Origin of the sequence: Streptomyces sp. NRRL B-24572 (assembly GCF_002156145.1) — a bacterium.
Lineage (GTDB): Bacteria > Actinomycetota > Actinomycetes > Streptomycetales > Streptomycetaceae > Streptomyces > Streptomyces vietnamensis.
Genome location: NZ_MWIG01000148.1, coordinates 1 through 19,461, shown reverse-complemented (window position 1 = coordinate 19,461; position 19,461 = coordinate 1). Strand labels below are relative to the sequence as shown.

20 protein-coding genes and 1 pseudogene are annotated in these 19,461 nt (G+C 71.6%); 7 read left to right on the top strand and 14 right to left on the bottom strand.

What is annotated here, in order from left to right; genetic code table 11:
* From CCN56_RS09470 to CCN56_RS09425, 11 genes are all read right to left on the bottom strand, one after another.
* A complete protein-coding gene (locus tag CCN56_RS09470) occupies positions 1-885 on the bottom strand; it encodes an ABC transporter permease (protein WP_086825451.1) in 885 nt (294 codons plus the stop codon).
* A complete protein-coding gene (locus CCN56_RS09465) occupies positions 872-1,666 on the bottom strand; it encodes an ABC transporter ATP-binding protein (protein ID WP_086825449.1) in 795 nt (264 codons plus the stop codon). Before CCN56_RS09465 ends, CCN56_RS09470 begins: the two co-directional genes overlap by 14 nt.
* Before the next feature lie 33 nt (positions 1,667-1,699).
* Positions 1,700-2,818, bottom strand: coding sequence for an aliphatic sulfonate ABC transporter substrate-binding protein (locus CCN56_RS09460; RefSeq protein WP_086825448.1), 1,119 nt, complete (start codon positions 2,816-2,818; stop codon positions 1,700-1,702).
* Between the two features lie 207 nt (positions 2,819-3,025).
* Positions 3,026-4,369 carry a sulfate adenylyltransferase subunit 1 gene (locus CCN56_RS09455; RefSeq protein ID WP_086825446.1) on the bottom strand — a complete coding sequence of 448 codons (1,344 nt, stop codon included), beginning with the start codon at positions 4,367-4,369 and terminating at the stop codon, positions 3,026-3,028.
* Positions 4,369-5,304 carry a sulfate adenylyltransferase subunit CysD gene (cysD, locus tag CCN56_RS09450; protein ID WP_086825444.1) on the bottom strand — a complete coding sequence of 312 codons (936 nt, stop codon included), beginning with the start codon at positions 5,302-5,304 and terminating at the stop codon, positions 4,369-4,371. Before cysD ends, CCN56_RS09455 begins: the two co-directional genes overlap by 1 nt.
* Positions 5,301-5,882, bottom strand: a complete 582-nt coding sequence (gene cysC, locus CCN56_RS09445) for an adenylyl-sulfate kinase (protein ID WP_373412843.1) — start codon at positions 5,880-5,882, stop codon at positions 5,301-5,303. Before cysC ends, cysD begins: the two co-directional genes overlap by 4 nt.
* Positions 5,864-6,571 (bottom strand): phosphoadenylyl-sulfate reductase, encoded by a 708-nt coding sequence (locus tag CCN56_RS09440; protein ID WP_041131841.1) that lies wholly within the window; start codon positions 6,569-6,571, stop codon positions 5,864-5,866. Before CCN56_RS09440 ends, cysC begins: the two co-directional genes overlap by 19 nt.
* On the bottom strand, positions 6,568-6,747 hold the full coding sequence (locus CCN56_RS09435) for a hypothetical protein (protein WP_086825442.1): 180 nt from the start codon (positions 6,745-6,747) through the stop codon (positions 6,568-6,570). The genes CCN56_RS09440 and CCN56_RS09435 overlap by 4 nt, the downstream gene beginning before the upstream one ends.
* Positions 6,744-8,441 carry a nitrite/sulfite reductase gene (locus CCN56_RS09430; RefSeq protein WP_086825440.1) on the bottom strand — a complete coding sequence of 566 codons (1,698 nt, stop codon included), beginning with the start codon at positions 8,439-8,441 and terminating at the stop codon, positions 6,744-6,746. The genes CCN56_RS09435 and CCN56_RS09430 overlap by 4 nt, the downstream gene beginning before the upstream one ends.
* 136 nt (positions 8,442-8,577) lie before the next feature.
* Positions 8,578-8,661, bottom strand: coding sequence for a putative leader peptide (locus CCN56_RS45765; protein ID WP_351188065.1), 84 nt, complete (start codon positions 8,659-8,661; stop codon positions 8,578-8,580).
* A 143-nt stretch (positions 8,662-8,804) separates the two neighbouring features.
* The gene (locus tag CCN56_RS09425) at positions 8,805-9,374 is read right to left on the bottom strand and encodes a GNAT family N-acetyltransferase (protein WP_086825439.1); all 570 of its coding nucleotides are present in this window, start codon (positions 9,372-9,374) and stop codon (positions 8,805-8,807) included.
* 223 nt (positions 9,375-9,597) lie between these two features.
* On the opposite strand from CCN56_RS09425, the gene CCN56_RS09420 reads away from it, so the two are divergent.
* The gene (locus tag CCN56_RS09420; RefSeq protein ID WP_086825437.1) at positions 9,598-10,677 is read left to right on the top strand and encodes a hypothetical protein; all 1,080 of its coding nucleotides are present in this window, start codon (positions 9,598-9,600) and stop codon (positions 10,675-10,677) included.
* A 10-nt stretch (positions 10,678-10,687) separates the two neighbouring features.
* On the opposite strand, the gene CCN56_RS09415 is transcribed toward CCN56_RS09420, so the two are convergent.
* Together CCN56_RS09415 and CCN56_RS09410 are read right to left on the bottom strand one after the other, a co-directional pair.
* Positions 10,688-11,983: a helix-turn-helix domain-containing protein gene (locus CCN56_RS09415; protein WP_086825435.1), complete on the bottom strand. Its 1,296-nt coding sequence runs from the start codon at positions 11,981-11,983 to the stop codon at positions 10,688-10,690.
* A 285-nt stretch (positions 11,984-12,268) separates the two neighbouring features.
* Positions 12,269-13,906 (bottom strand): acyl-CoA dehydrogenase family protein, encoded by a 1,638-nt coding sequence (locus CCN56_RS09410; RefSeq protein WP_086825433.1) that lies wholly within the window; start codon positions 13,904-13,906, stop codon positions 12,269-12,271.
* A gap of 17 nt (positions 13,907-13,923) precedes the next feature.
* Here CCN56_RS09410 and CCN56_RS09405 point away from each other — a divergent pair, with 17 nt between their 5' ends.
* Positions 13,924-15,048, top strand: a complete 1,125-nt coding sequence (locus CCN56_RS09405) for a YihY/virulence factor BrkB family protein (RefSeq protein WP_078908547.1) — start codon at positions 13,924-13,926, stop codon at positions 15,046-15,048.
* Positions 15,049-15,076: 28 nt separating this feature from the next.
* The gene (locus CCN56_RS09400; RefSeq protein ID WP_086825432.1) at positions 15,077-15,823 is read left to right on the top strand and encodes a helix-turn-helix domain-containing protein; all 747 of its coding nucleotides are present in this window, start codon (positions 15,077-15,079) and stop codon (positions 15,821-15,823) included.
* Here CCN56_RS09400 and CCN56_RS09395 read toward each other — a convergent pair.
* Positions 15,751-16,173 (bottom strand): VOC family protein, encoded by a 423-nt coding sequence (locus tag CCN56_RS09395; protein ID WP_179199765.1) that lies wholly within the window; start codon positions 16,171-16,173, stop codon positions 15,751-15,753. The two genes, CCN56_RS09400 and CCN56_RS09395, sit on opposite strands and share 73 nt — an antisense overlap.
* Positions 16,174-16,615: 442 nt before the next feature.
* On the opposite strand from CCN56_RS09395, the pseudogene rsgA reads away from it, so the two are divergent.
* The 4 genes and pseudogenes from rsgA to CCN56_RS45550 all read left to right on the top strand — a co-directional run.
* Positions 16,616-17,056 (top strand): annotated as a pseudogene (gene rsgA / locus CCN56_RS09390) (GTPase RsgA); the annotation flags it as partial.
* A 76-nt stretch (positions 17,057-17,132) separates the two neighbouring features.
* Positions 17,133-18,728 carry a recombinase family protein gene (locus CCN56_RS09385; RefSeq protein ID WP_086825430.1) on the top strand — a complete coding sequence of 532 codons (1,596 nt, stop codon included), beginning with the start codon at positions 17,133-17,135 and terminating at the stop codon, positions 18,726-18,728.
* Between the two features lie 161 nt (positions 18,729-18,889).
* On the top strand, positions 18,890-19,213 hold the full coding sequence (locus CCN56_RS45555; protein ID WP_179199764.1) for a helix-turn-helix domain-containing protein: 324 nt from the start codon (positions 18,890-18,892) through the stop codon (positions 19,211-19,213).
* Positions 19,201-19,461, top strand: a 261-nt coding sequence (locus tag CCN56_RS45550) for a winged helix-turn-helix domain-containing protein (RefSeq protein WP_143664475.1), incomplete at its 3' end; no start/stop codon positions are given. The genes CCN56_RS45555 and CCN56_RS45550, both read left to right, overlap by 13 nt.

Here is a 19,461-nt window from a genome sequence, read left to right as displayed (position 1 = left end):
TCAGGCCTTCGTGAGCAGGCCGCGACGGCGCAGGACCGCGCGCTCCAGCGGGCTGAAGATGAGCAGGTCGATGGCGATGCCGACGATCAGGATCAGGATGATCGCCAGGAAGATCCCGGCCATGTCGATGTTGTTGCGGCCGTTCTCCAGGAGCTGGCCGAGGCCGAGGCCCAGGTCCGGCGAGGAGGCGATGATCTCCGCGGCCATCAGCGAGCGCCAGGAGAACGCCCAGCCCTGCTTGAGGCCGGCCAGGTAGCCGGGGAGCGCGGCCGGCATCACGATGTGCCAGGCGCCCTTGAGCCCCGTCGCGCCGAGCGTCTGGCCCGCCCGCAGGAAGAGCGGCGGGACCTGGTCGACGCCGGCGACGAGGCCGTTGGCGATCGAGGGGACGGCGCCGAGCAGGATCACCGCGTACATCATGCTGTCGTTGAGGCCGAGCCACAGGACGGCCGGGGCGACCCAGGCCACCGAGGGCAGCGACTGGAGGCCCGCGAGGATCGGGCCGATCGCCGCGCGCACGAACTTCACGCGGGAGACGAGCAGACCCAGCGGGGTGCCGATGGCGAGCGCCAGGAGGAAGCCGAAGAGGGCCCGGGAGATGCTGGTCCAGAGGACCTGGAGGAGCGTGCCCTCCAGCCACATCGTGGTCAGGCTGTCCCAGACTGCGGACGGCGCGGGCAGCTTGTAGTCGTCCGTCACCTTCAGGGTGACGAGCAGCTGCCAGACCACCAGGACGAGCGCGACGGCGACGACCGGCGGCAGCACCTTCTTGACCAGCACCTGGCGGACCGGAAGCCGCGAGACGTTCACGGTGTCGAGGGCGTCCAGGCCGGCTTCGAGGCCGGCGAGGTCGTCGGTGTTCGGGCTGATGTCAGTGCTGGCCATGGCGGCGGATCTCCCCACGCAGGTGCTCGGTGATCTCGAGGGACAGCTCCGCGACGGCGGAGTCCTCGATGCGGCGCGGCTGCGGGATGTCGATCTTCCACTCGTGCGCGATCCGGCCGGGCCGGGACGAGAGGAGGACGACGCGCTCGGCCAGCCGCACGGCCTCGCGCACGTTGTGGGTGACGAAGAGCACCGACAGCCTCGTCTCCCGCCAGATCCGGGTCAGCTCGTCGTGCAGCACGTCCCGGGTGATGGCGTCGAGCGCGGCGAACGGCTCGTCCATCAGGAGCAGGTCGCTGTCCTGGGCGAGCGCGCGGGCCAGCGCGACCCGCTGCCGCATGCCGCCGGACAGCTCGTGGACCCGCTTGTCGTACGAGCCGCCGAGCCGGACGAGGGCGAGCAGCCGCTCGGTCTCCTCGCGCCGCTCGGCCTTGGGCACCCCGCGCAGCCGCAGGGCGAGTTCGATGTTCTTGCCCGCGGTGAGCCACGGGAAGAGGGCGTGCTCCTGGAACATCAGGGCCGGCCGGCCGCCGGGGGTCTCGATGGACCCCGCGGACGGCCGGTCGAGCCCGGCGACCAGGTTGAGCAGCGTGGACTTGCCGCAGCCCGAGGCGCCCAGGAGGGTGACGAACTCGCCGGGGGCGACATCGAGCGAGATGTCGTCGAGGACGAGCTGCCCGCCGGCGGGTCCGCCGAAGGACTTGGAGACGTGCTCGATGCGGGCGGCATGGGTCACCGCCGCGCGGTCCTCGGCCTTGGCGAGCGTCGTGGTCGTGGCCATGGTCGTCACCTCCTGGGTTTCAGCTGCGGGCTGTTACTTCGCGCCGAGACCGGCGTCGGAGACCTCGGGCTGACCCGCGGCCTTCAGGACCTTGTTGAGCGGCTTCAGGTCGTAGATGCCGGACAGCTCGGGCTGCTTCAGGAGACCGGCCTTCACCGCGTGGTCGGCCTGGGTCTGCAGGGTGGCCGCCAGCGGGTCGTCGGTGAACTGGATGGACGGCCACGCGGCGTCGATCACCTTCGCGCCGAGCGCCTTGCCCGAGAGGGCCTTCAGCTTGGCGTTGGCCGAGGCCTTCGCCTTGTCCTGGTTGGCGTTGATCCACTCGTTGGTCTTCACCGAGCCGCGCAGGAAGGCCTCGACGACGTCCGGGTGCGCGGTCAGGAACTTCTGCGACACGATGATGTTCGTGATGACGAACTTCTTGTCCGGCCACAGGTCGGACTCGTTGAGCAGCACCTTCGCGCCCTCGCTGACCAGCTTCGACGCGGTCGGCTCGGGCACCCAGGCACCGTCGATGGCGCCGGAGGAGTAGGCGTTCGGGGCGACCTTGTTGTCCGTGCGAACCACGGAGACGTCGCCCTTGCCGCTCTGGGCGTCGACCTTCCAGCCCTTCTCGGAGATCCAGTTGAGGAAGGCCACGTCCTGGGTGTTGCCGAGCTGCGGGGTGGCGATCTTCTTGCCCTTGAGGTCGTCCAGGGTCTTGATCTTCGCCGGGTTCACCACGAGCTTCACGCCACCGGAGGCGGCGCCGCCGACGATGCGGAGGTTGGTGCCCTTGGTCTTGACGTAGCCGTTGATGGACGGCGAGGGGCCGATGAAGCCGATGTCGATCGAGCCGGCGTTCAGCGCCTCGATCTCGGACGGGCCCGCGTTGAAGGTGGTGGGGACCAGCTTGGTGCCGCCCAGCTCCTTCTGGAGGATGCCCTCCTGGTCACCGACGAGCGCGGTGGCGTGCGTGAGGTTGGGGAAGTACCCGAGCCGTACGGTGTCGGCGGAGAGCTTCTCGCCCTCGGCGGCCACCTTCTTCGTGGCGTCGTCGTCGTTCTTGGCCTCGGAGCCGTAGCCGCAGGAGGCGAGCGCACCGATCAGCAGCGGCAGGGCGGCGGCGGCGGCCAGGCCGCGGCGCAGGGTGGTACGGGTGGTGGCAGGCACGGGTGGTGTTCCCCTCGGTTCGACTTCTCAGCGAAGTCTGCGTCTATGTCGTTCGGGGTGGAGCGGGTGGAGCCGTGTCGCACCGCTCATGCGGCGCACGGAGGTCAGCACGCACATCGCGCGACACCTCCCATGCCCGCACCGAGGGCGCCGGAGCCGACCCGGCCGCCCTCCTTCGCGAAGGTGGCGTAGACGTTCTGTCTCATCTCAGAAATCCCACCCTTCTTCCTCGTCCACCGCGGCGACGGCCTTGGTCGTGGCGAAGGACTCGCCCGCCATGCCGGCCGCGAGCGTGGTGCCGTCCGCGGGGTCGATCAGCAGGAACGATCCGGTACGGCGGGAGTCCGCGTACGCGTCGAGCGCGAGCGGCTCGGCGGTGCGGACCACGACCCGGCCGATGTCGTTGGCGACCAGCTGCCCGGGGTTCGGGTGCTGGGACAGGTCGTCCAGGGTCAGCCGCGAGGGGATGTCCTTGACGATCGCCTTGACCGTGCGCGTGGTGTGCTTGAGCAGCACCCGCTGGCCGACGGCGAGCGGCTGGTCCGCCACGTGGCAGACCGTCGCCTCGACGTCCTGGCTGGTGGCCGGGGCGTCGCCGCTCGGCGCGAGCAGGTCGCCGCGCGAGATGTCGATGTCGTCGGCGAGCCGGATCGTCACCGACTGCGGGGCCCAGGCGATGTCCACGGACTCGCCCAGCGCGTCGATCGCGGTGATCGTCGACTTCTTCCCCGACGGCAGGACGGTGATCTCCTCGCCGACCCGGAAGGCACCGGCGGCGATCTGACCGGCGTAGCCCCGGTAGTCGGGGTGCTCGGCGGTCTGCGGGCGGATCACGTACTGCACGGGGAAGCGGGCGTGGCAGGCCGTCAGGTCGTGGCTGACCGGGACGGTCTCCAGGTGCTCCAGGACCGTCGGGCCGCCGTACCAGTCCATGTTGGCGGACGGCTCCACGACGTTGTCGCCGGCGAGCGCCGAGATCGGGATCGCGGTGATCTCCGGGACGCCGAGCTCGGAGGCGTACGTCGTGAACTCCTCGGCGATCGCGGCGAAGACGGACTCCCGGTACTCGACCAGGTCCATCTTGTTCACGGCGAGGACCACGTGCGGGACGCGGAGCAGCGCGGCGACGGCGGCGTGCCGGCGGGTCTGCTCGACGACGCCGTTGCGGGCGTCGACGAGGACCACGGCCAGCTCGGCGGTGGAGGCGCCGGTGACCATGTTCCGGGTGTACTGCACGTGCCCGGGGGTGTCGGCGAGGATGAAGCGGCGGCGGGGCGTCGCGAAGTAGCGGTAGGCCACGTCGATCGTGATGCCCTGCTCGCGCTCGGCCCGCAGACCGTCGGTGAGGAGCGCCAGGTCGGGCGCCTCCTGGCCGCGGGAGCGCGAGGCGTGCTCCACGGCCTCCAGCTGGTCGGCGAGGACCGACTTGGAGTCGTGGAGGAGCCGGCCCACCAGGGTGGACTTGCCGTCGTCGACGGAGCCCGCGGTGGCGAAACGCAGCAGGGTGGTGGCCGCCAGCTGCTCGGACAGCTGCTCGGTGGTCGTGCTCATTAGAAGTACCCTTCGCGCTTGCGGTCTTCCATCGCGGCCTCGGACAGCTTGTCGTCGGCCCGGGTGGCGCCCCGCTCGGTGAGCCGGGAGGCGGCGATCTCGGCGATGACGGCGTCCAGCGTGGTGGCGTCGGAGTCGACGGCGCCGGTGCAGGACATGTCGCCGACGGTGCGGTAGCGGATCAGCCGCTTCTCGACCGTCTCCGACTCCTTCGGGCCGCCCCATTCGCCGGCCGTCAGCCACATGCCGCTGCGGGCGAACACCTCGCGCTCGTGGGCGAAGTAGATCTCGGGGAGCTCGATCTTCTCGCGCTGGATGTACTGCCAGACGTCCAGCTCGGTCCAGTTGGACAGCGGGAAGACGCGGACGTGCTCGCCGGGGGCGTGCCGGCCGTTGTAGAGCTGCCACAGCTCGGGGCGCTGGCGGCGCGGGTCCCACTGGGAGAACTCGTCGCGCAGCGAGAACACCCGCTCCTTGGCGCGGGCCTTCTCCTCGTCGCGGCGGCCGCCGCCGAAGACGGCGTCGAAGCGGTGCTGCTGGATCGCCTCGGTCAGCGGGACGGTCTGCAGCGGGTTGCGGGTGCCGTCGGGGCGCTCGCGGAGCTTGCCGGCGTCGATGTACTCCTGCACGGAGGCCACGTGCAGCCGCAGCCCGTGCTGGGCGACGACGCGGTCGCGGTACTCGATGACCTCGGGGAAGTTGTGCCCGGTGTCGACGTGGAGCAGCGTGAAGGGGATCGGCGCGGGGGCGAAGGCCTTCAGCGCCAGGTGCAGCATGACGATGGAGTCCTTGCCGCCGGAGAAGAGGATCACCGGCCGCTCGAACTCGCCCGCCACCTCACGGAAGATGTGGACGGCCTCGGACTCCAGGGAGTCGAGGTGCGACAGCGCGAACGGACTGTCCGTGCTGTCGTGGACGTGGGCAACGGTGGTCACAGCAGACCCCTCTCGGTGAGCAGCGCGTGGAGCTGCGCCGCGGACTCCTGCACGGTCTGGTTCTGGGACTCGATCCGCAGATCGGGGTTCTCGGGCGCCTCGTACGGGTCGTCGACGCCGGTGAGGCCGGAGATCTCGCCCGCGGCCTGCTTGGCGTAGAGGCCCTTCACGTCGCGGACGGAGCAGACCTCCACGGGGGTGGCCACGTGCACCTGGACGAAGGCGGTGCCCTCGGCCTCGTGGCGCTTGCGGACCGCCTCGCGGCTGTCGTCGTACGGGGCGATGACCGGGACCAGGACCTTCACGCCGTGCGAGGCGAGCAGCTCGGCGACGAAGCCGATCCGCTGCACGTTGGTGTGCCGGTCCTCGCGGCTGAAGCCGAGGCCCGCGGAGAGGAACTCGCGGATCTCGTCGCCGTCGAGGATCTCGACGGGGTGGCCCTCGTCGCGGAGGCGGCCGGCCAGCTCGTACGCGATGGTGGTCTTTCCGGCGCTCGGCAGGCCGGTGAGCCAGATGGTGGCACCGGTCACGTGGTTCTCCTGGGGTGTCTGAGTGTCCGTCATCCGTGCAGCCCGCATTCGGTCTTGGCGCGGCCCGCCCAGCGTCCGGCGCGGGCGTCCTCGCCCTCCAGGACGCGGCGGGTGCAGGGGGCGCAGCCGACGGAGGCGTACCCGTCCATGAGGAGCGGGTTGGTGAGGACGCCGTGCTCCGTGACGTACGCGTCGACGTCGTCCTGCGTCCAGCGGGCGATGGGGGAGACCTTGACCTTCTGCCGCTTCTCGTCCCAGCCGACGACCGGGGTGTTCGCCCGGGTCGGGGACTCGTCGCGGCGCAGGCCGGTGGCCCACGCGCCGTACGCGGTGAGGCCCTCCTCCAGCGGCTTGACCTTGCGCAGCGCGCAGCACAGGTCGGGGTCGCGGTCGTGGAGCTTCGGACCGTACTCGGCGTCCTGCTCGGCCACCGTCTGACGCGGGGTCAGGGTGATGACGTTGACGTCCATGACGGCGTCCACGGCGTCGCGGGTGCCGATGGTCTCCTCGAAGTGGTAGCCCGTGTCGAGGAAGACGACGTCCACGCCGGGCTTGACCCGGGAGGCGAGGTGGGCGACGACCGCGTCCTCCATGGAGGAGGTGACGCAGAAGCGGTCGCCGAAGGTGTCCACGGCCCAGCGGAGGATCTCCAGGGCGGAGGCGTCCTCCAGATCACGGCCGGCCTGCTCGGCGAGTGCCTTGAGGTCGGCCGCGGTCGTGTCCTGAGTGACCGTCATATGTCTTTCCTTCCAGTGGTGTTGCCCGAAGTCGCCGGGGCGAGGAGCCCCAGGAACTTCAGCTGGAAGGCTCGACTGCACGCGGCGCATTCCCAGGCGCCGTGACCCTGCTCGTTGGGACGCAGGTCCTCGTCCCCGCAGTAGGGGCAGAAGAAGGGGGCCGCACGCTCGCTCATGAGAGGGCCTCCTCGGAGGCGCGCGCCGCCCAGGTCGCGAAGCGCTCGCCGGTCTCGCGCTCCGCCTGGAAGCGCTTGAGGACCCGCTCCACGTAGTCCGGGAGCTCGGCAGCCGTGACCTTGAGGCCGCGGACCTTGCGGCCGAAGCCGGCCTCCAGGCCGAGCGCGCCGCCCAGGTGCACCTGGTAGCCCTCGACGCGGTTGCCCTCGTCGTCCAGGACCAGCTGGCCCTTGAGACCGATGTCCGCCACCTGGATGCGGGCGCAGGCGTTCGGGCAGCCGTTGATGTTGATCGTCAGCGGCTCGTCGAACTCCGGGATCCGGCGCTCCAGTTCGTCGATGAGCGAGGAGCCGCGGCCCTTCGTCTCGACGATCGCGAGCTTGCAGAACTCGATGCCGGTGCAGGCCATCGTGCCGCGCCGGAACGGCGAGGGGGTGACCCGCAGGTCCAGCGCCTCCAGGGCGGAGACGATCGACTCGACCTGCGCCTCCTCGACGTCGAGGACGAGCATCTTCTGCTCGGCGGTGGTGCGGACCCGGCCGGAGCCGTGCGCCTCGGCGACCGCGGCGATCTTCGTCAGGGTGGCGCCGTCGACCCGGCCGACGCGCGGCGCGAAGCCGACGTAGAACTTGCCGTCCTTCTGCTTGTGGACGCCCACGTGGTCGCGCCAGCGGCCGGCGGGCTCCGAGGGGGCGGGGCCGTCCGTCAGCTTGCGCTTCAGGTACTCGTCCTCCAGGACCTGGCGGAACTTCTCCGGGCCCCAGTCGGCGACGAGGAACTTCAGCCGGGCGCGGTTGCGCAGCCGGCGGTAGCCGTAGTCGCGGAAGATCGAGATGACGCCCTCGTAGACGTCCGGGACCTCGTCGAGGGAGACCCAGGTGCCGAGGCGGACGCCGAGCTTCGGGTTGGTGGACAGACCGCCGCCGACCCACACGTCGAAGCCGGGGCCGTGCTCCGGGTGCTCCACGCCGACGAAGGCGATGTCGTTGATCTCGTGCGCCACGTCGAGCAGCGGCGAGCCGGAGACCGCGGACTTGAACTTGCGGGGCAGGTTGGAGAAGTCCTTGTTGCCGACGATGCGGCGGTGGATCTCCTCGATGGCGGGGGTGCCGTCGATGATCTCGTCCGCGGCGATGCCGGCGACCGGCGAGCCGAGGATGACGCGCGGGGTGTCGCCGCAGGCCTCGGTGGTGGACAGGCCGACCGCCTCCAGGCGGTTCCAGATCTCGGGGACGTCCTCGATGCGGATCCAGTGGTACTGGACGTTCTGCCGGTCCGTGATGTCGGCGGTGCCGCGGGCGAACTCCTCGGAGATCTCGCCGATGACGCGGAGCTGTTCGGTGGTCAGCCGGCCGCCGTCGATGCGGACGCGGAGCATGAAGTACTCGTCGTCCAGCTCCTCCGGCTCCAGGACGCCCGTCTTGGTGCCGTCCAGACCCTGCTTGCGCTGGGTGTAGAGGCCCCACCAGCGCATGCGTCCGCGCAGGTCGTTGGGGTCGATGGAGTCGAAGCCGCGCTTCGAGTAGATCGTCTCAATACGTGTCCGCACATTGAGACCGTCGTCGTCCTTCTTGAACTGCTCATTGCCGTTCAGGGGGGTGAAGTGCCCCACGGCCCACTGACCCTCGCCACGGTGGCGCCCGGCCTTGCGGCGGGCGGCGGCGGGAGTGGGGTTTTCCGGGGTGGCGGCCATGGCGTTTCGTCCTTCGGGACTGCGAGAGGGCGGCTCTGACCTGCACACTCGCGCTCAGGTCAGAGGGTGGCGCGTCAGTGCGCAGCAGGGTGGGGCAGAGTCGGGCTTGAAAGAATGTGCGGCGGTGCTGGTTCTCTCAGCGCGCCGAACAAATGGCGCTGGACATGCGGCCTAGGTCGACGTGCCGCCGACTCACCAAGGCAATTCCAGTTCCAGACATGACGGAAGCGTGTCACGGGAGTTTGGACCCAGTCCAGCATCGTCCAGGATTTGGACATAGATGTCTCGGTCGGTGAGATGCTGTGTCGTGGGTCACGCGAAAGGGGCCCCGTCGGGGCCCCTTTCCTGCGGTCGGTGCGTGCCTCAGGCGTGGGCACCGGGCCACGGGCCGGGGGTCTCCGACTCCTCGACCTCCTCCACCTTGGTGTCGAAGAGCCGGAAGCCGCGCCGCTCGTAGTTGGCCATCGCGTGCGGGCCGTCGAGGGAGCAGGTGTGCAGCCAGACGCGCTTCGTGGGCTCCCGGTCCGGCCAGCGCTCTGCCAGGTCCCAGGCGCGCGCCGTCCCGAAGGAGAGGAGGTGCCCGCCGATCCGGCGTCCGCGGAAGGCGGGGATCAGGCCGAAGTAGACGATCTCGACGACGCCCTCGGGCTGCGGGTCGAGCTCCACGTATCCGGCCGGCGTCCCCCGGTCGTACGCCACCCAGATCTCGGCCCCCGGCTTGTCGACGATCTCCTGCCACTGCTTGTACGAGAGCGGCAGGCGGTCGTTCCAGCGGATGTCGCCGCCGACCGCCGTATAGAGGAAGCGGCTGTACTCCGGCGAGGGCACCTCGGCGCGCACGATCGTGATGTCGTCGCCCTCCGGGGCGGGGGAGGGGCGGAGGTCGGACGGCGAGGTCTGTTCGAGGGACCAGGTGGTGAGAGTGATGCTCATGCGCTCATCGCATCATGCGGAGCGCCGGATTCCCACCCTGTTCGGCCCTGGCGGACAAGCTGTCCGCCATGCGGACAGACGGTGTCGCCCCGCCGCCCGGCACCCGACCGCCGAGGCGCATGACCTCAGAGGTAATCGACCCCCGCAGCGCCCTCCCGGCAGGGTGAGCGCACCGGGACGGCATACGGCCGCGCCCGGTGATCGGCGACATGAGGGGTACGACATGGGTACGGGTCGACGTGGTCTGGCGGGCATCGCGATGGCGACGGCGATCGTCGCGGGAGCGGCGGTCACCGTGACGACGGCCGAGGCACTGCCGGGCGGAGCGGCCACGATCGCCCGGGGCGACTGCCCGGCGGCGCGGGAGAAGGTCGAGCGGCTGGAGGGGCACATCACCCCGAACGCCTGCGCCTTCATGGAGCGGCAGATCACCTTCGGCGAGATGGCGACCGGCACGCCGCCCGCGCCCGGCGACCTCGCCCACCCCCGGGTCCAGGCCTACCTGGACATCTTCGACCCCGAGGCCACCCTCTGGGAGGCCGGGAGCGCCGCGCAGCGCGGCCGCACCACGATCGGCACCTCCATCACGAACTCCCTGCGCCTCGCGCCCGGCCTCACCTACCGGGGCACGGACGTGGTCGCCGACGGCAGCACCGTGATGTTCGGGCAGTGGAACGAGGTCACCCTCAAGGGCCACACCGTCGCCTACCCGCAGATCGCGCGGAACGTCCTCGGCGACGAGGGACGCACCCTCCAGGCCCGCCGCTACTACGACCGGGCCGTCCTCTTCCAGGACACCCTGCCGGAGTCGGCGCCCACCCCGCTGTTCGCGGGCATCACGGACGCGGGAGCGGCCGGGGCCGCCGAGGGGGCCCGGGCCGCCCTCCCCGCCGAGGCCGGCTTCCGGGCCCGGGCCGAGGAGGTCCCGGAGCGTCTCGCCGCCTGGAACGCCGGGGACACCGACGCCCTCCTCGCCCGCACCCGGGGCGCCCGGCTCGACGGACCGGGGCTCGCCGCCCCGCTCGTCTCCGAGGCCGGCAAGCGCGCCTACCTGGAGCGCCTCTTCGCCACCGCCGACCTCGACCTCAAGGCGGGCCAGGTCGCCACCGGCGAGACCACCACCTACGTGGAGTGGCACGGCACCGTCTCCGTACGCGACGGCGAGAAGACCCGCACCGGCATCCCCTTCGGGATCGTGGAGCGCTTCGGCCCCGGCGGGGAGTGGGAGCTGTACTTCGACACCCTGCCCCTGGTCGCGACCCAGTCCGAGATCGGCGCCCTCTTCCAGGAGCTGGCCTCCTGAGGCCTGCCGGTCAGGCGGGGGTCCCGGCGCGGACGGCGGGGGCGGTGGAGTGCGGCAGCAGGTCCGCAGGGTGCTCCGGGCGCAGCACCTCCACCGCGACCTCCTCCCGGAAGCGGTACGGGCGGTGTGCCAGGACCCCCGCCAGGTTCCGCCGTACCCGGGACATCTCGGCCCGTACGGTCACCGTCCTCGTACGGTCCCCGAACACGTCCTCCGCGAGCTCCGCCGCCGTCCGCCCGTCGCGGTGCAGCGCCAGGACGTAGAGGAGCTCCGCATGCCGGGGGCTGAGCTCCTGCTGCCAGCTGCCCGCCGCCCCCGAGACGGCCACCGTCCAGCGGCGCGGCCGGCTCAGGTCCAGGACCACCCGGCTCGCCGCCTCCTCCGCGCCCGGCTCCCCGGGCCGGTTCTCCTCCTCGACCCGCAGCAGCCAGCCGCCCGGCAGCGGCTCCACCGCGCACACCCCGAGCGAGGGCAGCCAGACCCGGCCCGCCCGGAACGACTTGGGCAGCGGGATCCGGTCCACCGGCGCGAGCCCCGTCACCGCCGCCGTCCAGCCGTGGGCGTCCACCGCGACGGCCCGGCCGCCCACCCGGCACAGGATCGGCGCGGCCACCGCCCGCAGCCGCTCGATCGACCGGAGGTGCCGCTCCCGCATCTCCGCCTCGGCGAGCTGCGCCACCGAGCCGACCAGGGCCAGCATCGCCGGATGGAAGCTGGACGCGGGACCGCTCACGTCCAGGATCCCCAGGAGCCGCTGGTCGCGCGGGTCGTGCACGGGTGCGGCTGCGCAGGTCCAGTTGTGCAGCGACTGCACGTAGTGCTCGGCGGAGTGCACCTGCACCGCCCGGCCCATGGCGAGCGCCGTGCCGACCGCGTTCGTCCCGGTGGCGTGCTCGCTCCAGGCCGCGCCCTCCTCCAGGCAGATGCTGTGCGCCTGCCGCAGCACGGCGAGGTTCCCCTGGCGCCACAGCACCCGGCCGTGCTCGTCGGTGACCACCATGATCTGGAGGGAGGCGTCGGCGATGCCGGCGAGCCCGCCGCTCAGCGTCTGCATGACCTCGGAGAGGAGCGTGGTCCTGCGCCGCTGCTCCAGCTCGTCGCGCTGGAGCAGCACGCTGCTCGTGTCCTGGTCGGGGTCGAGACCGAGGCGGGCCATCCGCTGCCAGGAGGCGTCGATCACCGGGCGGGGCGCGATCGGCGGCCGTCGGCCGGCCAGGGTCTCCTCGCGCACCCGGTGCAGCAGCCGGGTGGCCTGGGCGGCGTCCATGGAGGCGAGCCGCTTCATGTCGAGCTGCGTGTTGTTCATCGGTCTCTCCCAGCCACCCGGGGTGCTGTATCGGTTCTGCACAGGGCAGATGTCCGGAGTGTCGGTGCCCATCGTGCCGTCCGGGACAGCCCGGCGAGGCCCGGTTCGGGTAATCCTGCAACCCTTTGCAACTCTGGCGATCGACCGCCCCCCTGAGCGAGGCTGATGCGAGCGGCGGGTGGTGCCGTGTCGGCGCAGCACCACCCCCGCTTTTCCGCGCGTACCGGCCTGAAGAGACACCCCCTCAGGTCCACCCCTCGGTACGCGCGGCACAGTTCGCCGGGCTCAGACCGCGACCCGCGCCCGCTCCACGAGCGCCCGCAGGTCAAGCGTGTGCGGGAGCGTCCCGAACGCCCCGCCGCCGTCCCCGCCGAGCCGCGCCGCACAGAACGCGTCCGCCACCTCCGGCGGAGCCCACCGCACGAGCAGCGCCCCCTGGAGCACGAGCGCGAGCCGCTCCGCGAGCCGCCGCGCCCGCGCCTCGATCCCCTCCAGGTCCGCCAGTTCGACGAGCACACCTCTGATCGCCCGGTCGAGCCGGTGGTCCGCGCCCCGCGCCGCCCCGACCTCACGGAGCAGCGCGTCCAGCGCGGCGGGCTCCGTCCGCAGCACCCGCACCACGTCGAGCGCCTGCACGTTCCCCGAGCCCTCCCAGACGGAGTTGAGCGGCGACTCCCGCAGCAGCCGGGGCATCCCCGACTCCTCCACGTACCCGTTGCCGCCCAGGCATTCGAGCGCCTCCGCCACCACCGGCACGCAGCGCTTGGTCACCCAGTACTTCGCCGCCGGAACGGCGATGCGGAGCAGTGCCGACTCCTCCGGAGTCCCCGCGTCGTACGCAGCCGCCAGACGCAGCCCCAGTACCGTCGCCGCCTCCGACTCCAGGGCGAGATCGGCCAGGACGTTCCGCATCAGGGGCTTCTCGACGAGCAGACCGCCGAAGGCCGAGCGGTACGAGGCGTGGTGCACGGCCTGCGCCACCGCCTGCCGCATCAGCGCCGCCGAACCGAGCACGCAGTCGAGGCGCGTCGCCGCCACCATGCCCATGATCGTCCGGATCCCGCGCCCCTCCTCGCCGACGCGGCGGGCCCAGGTCGTCCCGTCGAACTCCACCTCGGCGGAGGCGTTCGACCGGTTGCCCAGCTTGTCCTTGAGCCGCTGGATCGCGAACGCGTTGCGCGAGCCGTCCGCGAGCACCCGGGGCACCAGGAAGCAGGTGAGACCCGCCGGAGCCTGCGCGAGGACCAGGAAGGCGTCCGACATCGGCGCCGAACAGAACCACTTGTGCCCCGTCAGGACGTACTCCCCGTCCGCCGCGAGCGGCCGGGCCTCCGTCGTGTTCGCCCGGACGTCGCTGCCGCCCTGCTTCTCCGTCATCGCCATGCCGAGCAGCGCCCCCGGCTTCTCCGCGACCGGACGCAGCTCCCGCTCGTACACGTGCGAGAGGGCCGCCGGCTCCCAGACCGCCGCGAGCTCCGGCTCGGCGCGCAGCGCGGGCACCGCCGCGTGCGTCATCGACACCGGGCAGCCGTGCCCCGCCTCGGCCTGCGAGGCCACCAGGAAGCCGGCGGCCCGCCGCACATGACCACCCGGACGGCCCCACGCGTGCGTGAGCCCGGCCGACACGGACTTGCCGAGGAGCCGGTGCCAGGCCGGATGGAACTCGACCTCGTCGATCCGGTGCCCGTACCGGTCGTGGGTCCGCAGCCGGGGCGGATTCGCGTTCGCCTGCTCGCCCCACTCCCGTACCTGTGCCGATCCGGACGCCCGGCCGAGCAGGCTCAGCTCCTCGCGGACCTCCGCGAGGAGCTCCGGCGCGAGATGCCGCTCGACCGCCTCCGCCAGCGCCCGGTCGCTCGTGAAGACGTCATATCCCACCAGGGGCGGGGCCTGGTTGGTCACGGTGTGGGTGCTCGCTGCCATGCCGATACGGTAAGCAGGTGCAGGCAGCAAGAGAAACACCCGAACGGCCCGAGCGTCGGCCCTGGAGCAGGCTCCACCGCGCGCGCGTCCTCTACCGCAACGTCTCGAAGCGGAAGATGGTCTGGCTGCTCCTCAAGGACACCGTCAACTCGTGCATCGAGTACCGGATCCTCGGCCTCGCCGCCGAGGCCGCGTTCTTCACGCTGCTGTCCCTGCCGCCCCTGCTGCTCGGCCTGATCGCCGTCCTCGGCTACGCCGACGACTGGACCAACACCGACACCGTCGCCAGCATCCGGGAGAACATCCTCCACGCGGCCGGCACGGTCCTCTCCGACCGGGGCGTCCACGAGATCGCCGAACCCCTCCTCGACGACATCACCCAGGGCAAACGGCCCGAGCTGATCTCCCTCGGCTTCGCCATCGCCCTCTGGTCGGGCTCCCGCGCGGTGAACGTCTTCATCGACACCATCACCGTCATGTACGGACTCGACGGGCGCCGCGGCATCGTCAAGACCCGGCTCCTCGCCCTGCTCCTCTACATCATCGCGCTGCTCATCGGAGCCGTCGTGCTGCCCCTCGCGGTCGTCGGCCCCGACCGGATCGTCGAACTCGTCCCCTGGGGCACCGAGGTCGTCGCCGTCCTCTACTGGCCGACCGTCATCCTGCTCTCCATCGCCTTCCTCACCACGCTCTACCACGTGTCCGTGCCCGTCAGATCGCCGTGGATCGAGGACATCCCCGGCGCCCTCATCGCGCTCGGGATGTGGGTCCTCGGCAGCTTCCTGCTGCGGATCTACCTGACCAGCCAGGTCGAGGGCCCCACCATCTACGGCTCCCTCGCCGCCCCCATCGCCGTCCTCCTCTGGATCGGCATCTCGGCCTTCGCGGTCCTCGTCGGCGCCGCCGTGAACGCCGCCATCGACCGCGTCTGGCCCTCCGTCGCCACCGCCGCGGCCCGCGAGGCCAACGAACGGGCCCGCGCCGCCCAGGCCGCCGAGCTCGTCGCCCGCGTGCGCGCCGAGGCGGACGACGTCGACGAGGACGACCCGGACATGCCGTCCGAGTTCCCCGAGCGCTGGTCCAAGTTCCTGCCCCCGGACGACGTGAAGTCCCGTCTCCACTCGGGCTGGGAGAAGGACTGACCCTCCGGCGGAGGCATACGCTCGGAGGGTGTACGAGGAGCGCCCCGCCCTGCTCGACGGAGCCGTGCTGTGGACCCGGACCGCCGCCGCCGGCCCCACGGCGGAACGGCCCGTGCTGCCCGACGGCTGCATGGACCTGATCTGGGCCGACGGGAGCCTGCTCGTCGCCGGACCCGACACACGCGCGTACGTGCCCGGCGAGTTCGCCGCACGGTACGCGGGCATCCGCTTCGCCCCGGGGGACGCCCCCGGCTTCTTCGGCGTCCCCGCCCATGAACTCCGCGACCGCAGGGTCGCCCTCGGCGCGCTGTGGGGCGAGGCGGAGGCGCGGCGGCTCGGCGAGCGGATCGCCGAGGCCCTCGATCCGGCCGCCGCCCTGGAGGAGCTCGTCCTGCGCCGGGCCGCCGCGTCCCCCGGACCGGACCCGCTGGTGCGGGCCGTCGTGGCGCGCCTCGCGGCGGGCCGGGCGGTCGCCGAGACGGCGGAGGCGGTGGGGCTCGGCGCCAGACAGCTGCACCGGCGCTCGCTGGAGGCCTTCGGCTACGGCCCCAAAACTCTGGCCCGCGTCCTGCGCCTCCAGCGCGCCCTCGCCCTCGTCCGGGCCGGGGTGCCGTACGCGGAGGCCGCCCTGCGCGCGGGCTGCGCCGACCAGGCCCACCTCGCCCGCGAGACCCGGGCCCTGGCGGGGACGACGCTCGGCGCCTACGCGCGCTCGGTGGGGACGTCCGCGAAGAGCGAGACCCCACTGCCGTCCGGGTCGAGGACCACGGCGTAGCGCTGCCCCCACACGGCGTCCCAGGGCTTCAGATGCCCGCGGTGTCCGGCGGCGACCAGCTCCTCGTACACCGCGTCGACCTCCGCCGGCGTACCGCACCGGAAGGCGAGTTCGACGCGGTTGCCGCCCGTCGGCCGCGTCCAGCCGGGATCGAAGGAGCGGACGACGTCCTCCGTGTCCCAGGCGATCCGCAGCCCGCCGGGCAGCGCCGCCTCCACGTGCGGGGCGGACTCGGCCCCGGCCGGGACGTCCAGGCCGAGGCGCCGGTAGAACGCGAGCGAGGCGGCCATGTCGGAGACGACGAGACCGACGAGGTCGAAACGGGGAGTGATGCGGGGTGCTGTGTCCATGGCGCCACGGTAGGCAGGGCGCGGGCGACGGGTCTTGTACGAATCGGACGCGGGCTCCGGCGGGGGTCGGGCCATGAGCACGCGCGCGTACGGGCGGACGTCCCGGCCCGGGGTCGCGGCGGAGGAGCACGCGCCCCGGGAACCCCGGTCCTGCCGGCCACCGGGGTGCTCACGGCGGTCCTGGTGACCCTGCTCGCGATGGCCTGGGACGAGGCCTGAAAAAACCCGTGGCGCGTGCCGGACCGCTCCGGCTACGGTGCAACCCGTACGCAAGATCGCGAGAAGACGCGATCGCGAAAGACACAGGAGGTGTGACCGATGGCTGTCGTCACGAAGGGCCTCGCCCACACGCGGATGTTCATCCACACCACCTCCGCGGCCACCGGCTGACCTCACTCTTCTCGTCTTTCAGCGCCGGGGCCGCCCCTGTGAAGGGTCCCCCTTGTCTTTCCCGCTTTCTTCCGTTTCCTCCTCCTCTTCGCTCGACGCCCACGGCTGGGACTCCGGCTGGGCCGCCGCCTTCGCGCCGTACGCCGCCCAGGGACTGATCCCGGGGCGGGTCGTCCGGGTCGACCGCGGGCAGTGCGACGTGGCGACCCCCGAGGGCGTCGTCCGCGCCGACACGGCGTTCGTGACCCCGCACGACCCGCTGCGGGTCGTCTGCACCGGCGACTGGGCCGCCGTCGACCCCGAGGGGGGCGATCCCCGGTACGTACGGGCGTGCCTGCCGCGCCGTACCGCCTTCGCGCGCTCCACCTCCTCCAAGCGGTCCGAGGGGCAGATCCTCGCAGCCAACGTCGACCACGCCGTCATCACGGTCTCGCTCGCCGTCGAGCTCGACCTCGGCCGGATCGAACGCTTCCTCGCCCTGGCCTGGGAGAGCGCCGAGTAGTACACACCAGCCCTCACCTGCACAGATGCCGTTTGGAGCGGCCGGATCTGTGAGGTAGGAGGGCACTATGGCAAAGAAGACGGCAGAGGAGTTCCGGGACGGTTCTCCCGAGGAGCTGGCGGGCAAGACCCCGGAGGAACTGGTCGACCTCTACCTGCGCCGCAGCAAGAAGAGGGAGACACTCGAGACCCTCAAACAGCACGCCCGCGACCTGCGCCGGGAAATGGCTCTGCAGGGACTCACCGTCCGCAAGGTCTGGCTGGAGCAGCGGAGCGCTTCCAAGCAGCACGTGCGACGCGAGAAGCTCGAAGGCGCGATGGCCGCCGTCATGGACGGCGAGATCAAGACGCTCGCCGTCTGGAAGACGGACCGGTTCGACCGACGGGGCATGGCTGCCATCGGCACGGCTCTGGACGAGTTCGACCGCCGGCGGGCACGGCTCTTCGTGCTCCAGGAACGCCTGGACTCCAGCCAGCCGGGCACCCGCATCGTCTTCGCGATCCTGGCCGAACGCGCTCGCGAGGAGATCAAGGACCTCACGCTCCGGGTGACGACCGGAAAGAACGCGGCACGCAGCGCCGGCCGGTGGCCGGGCGGTCGCACCCCGTACGGCGTCCGGTCTCCCAAGGGGTCGGGTCACATCGAACCGGACCCTGCCGAGTATCCGCACGCCCGCCGCATCGCGGACGAGCTGCTGGCCGGGAAGTCCGCTATGCGCGTCGCCCACGACCTGGAACGGGACGGCATACGGACGCGCGACGGCGCCCGCTGGGACGCCCGAGCGATCACGCGCATGGTGCGCTCCACGGCATGGGCCGGCCTGCTGCCGACCAAGGAGAGGCGGTTCGACGAGCACGGCCAGCCGCTCGACGTCTGGCTGCCCTCGGACGAGCCCGTGCGGGACGCCGAAGGCAACCCTGTGGTGATCGGGACCGGTGTCGTCAGCCCGGGGGAGCGGCTTCGGATCCTCGCGCTGATCGAAGCGCGCATCACCAAGATGGGCGGGGGGTCACGCGGGAAACGCCCGCACACCACCTTCCTCGGCGGCATCTTCTCCTGCCCGTACTGCCGGAAGGGCATGACCGGCAGTGGCAGCGGCAGCGCCCGCAGTCTTATGTACCGGTGCCGCACCCGATCGGTGTACGGCAAGGACGCCTGCCCCGGCGTGGTGGTCCGCGCGCCGCGTATGGACGCGGCGGTCGAGGCGATGTGGCTGAGCCACGTCTCGGCTCTCGAACACGGATCCCCGGGCCTCGACGCTATCGTCCGACGTTGGGCGGTCTTCCACGACGTGGAGAAGGAACAGCGCCGCAAGGAGGTCATGGCTGGCCTCGACGCGGCGAGGACACGCCGCGACAAACTGGAACACGACTTCTACGTGGAAGGCATGCTGTCCGAAGACCGGTTCAAGACCTTGGCCGCCGAGCAGTCGGCGGTGATCGAGTCACTCGACCAGGAAGCGGCCGAACTCGCACGGGAAGCCGACCTCTCTGTCTTCTTCGCAGACGGCGAGGCGCTGGCGGACGCGTGGGCGGAGTCGACGCTCGCGGACCGGCGCATGCTCCTGGGCTGCGTCCTGAAGTCGTTGACGATAGTTCCCGCACGGTTCCCTGGGGACCGCACCCCGATTCTCGGCCGGGTGGTTCCCCAGTGGGTCGCCTGACGTAGTTCGTGAGGCTGTGATCCCGGAACAGGGAAAACCCTGTTCCGGGGAGTCCGCACGCCGTGGTGCATCTGCCAGCCCCGGACGGCATATTGTGCATCGCGCTCTATTGATCCGAAACGGTTGGGGTTCTGGGGCGTTGGTGGGGTGCGAGCGATCTGGTGGGGGACGCGCGGCATCTGTCGCCGTCGGCGCAGGAGGCCCTGCGGTTGCGGGCGGTGGCCGCGTTGGTGGCGGGGCGGGGCCGTGAGGACGTGGCGGCGGTGTTCGGGGTGTCGCTGAAGGCGGTCGACATCTGGTGGGCGAAGTGGCAGGCCGGTGGGCGGGAGGCGCTGTTCATGCGGCCGCGGGGTAAGCCGGTCGGGGTGCACCAGGTGCTCGGGGAGGCCGAGCAGGCCGCGGTGCGGCAGGCCGTCCTCGATCACCGGCCTGTGACGTGGGGTTTACCGGACGGTTGTGAACCCGGCGGCTGGTGGGCGAGCTGATCGCGAAGCTGTACCGGGTGCGGCTGACCGAGCCAGGGGTGGGCAAGTCCCTGAGGTGGTGGGGGCTGTCCTTCCAGCGTCCGGACAAGCGGGCCGTCGAGCAGGACCCCGAGGCCGTGGCGCGCTGGCGCCGGGAGACCTGGCCGGAGATCCGCGCGAAGGCGAAGGTCGAGGGCGGTGAGATTCTCTTCGCCGACCGGGTCGGCATCCGCTCCGACCCGGTCACCGGCCGCACCTGGGGCGAGAAG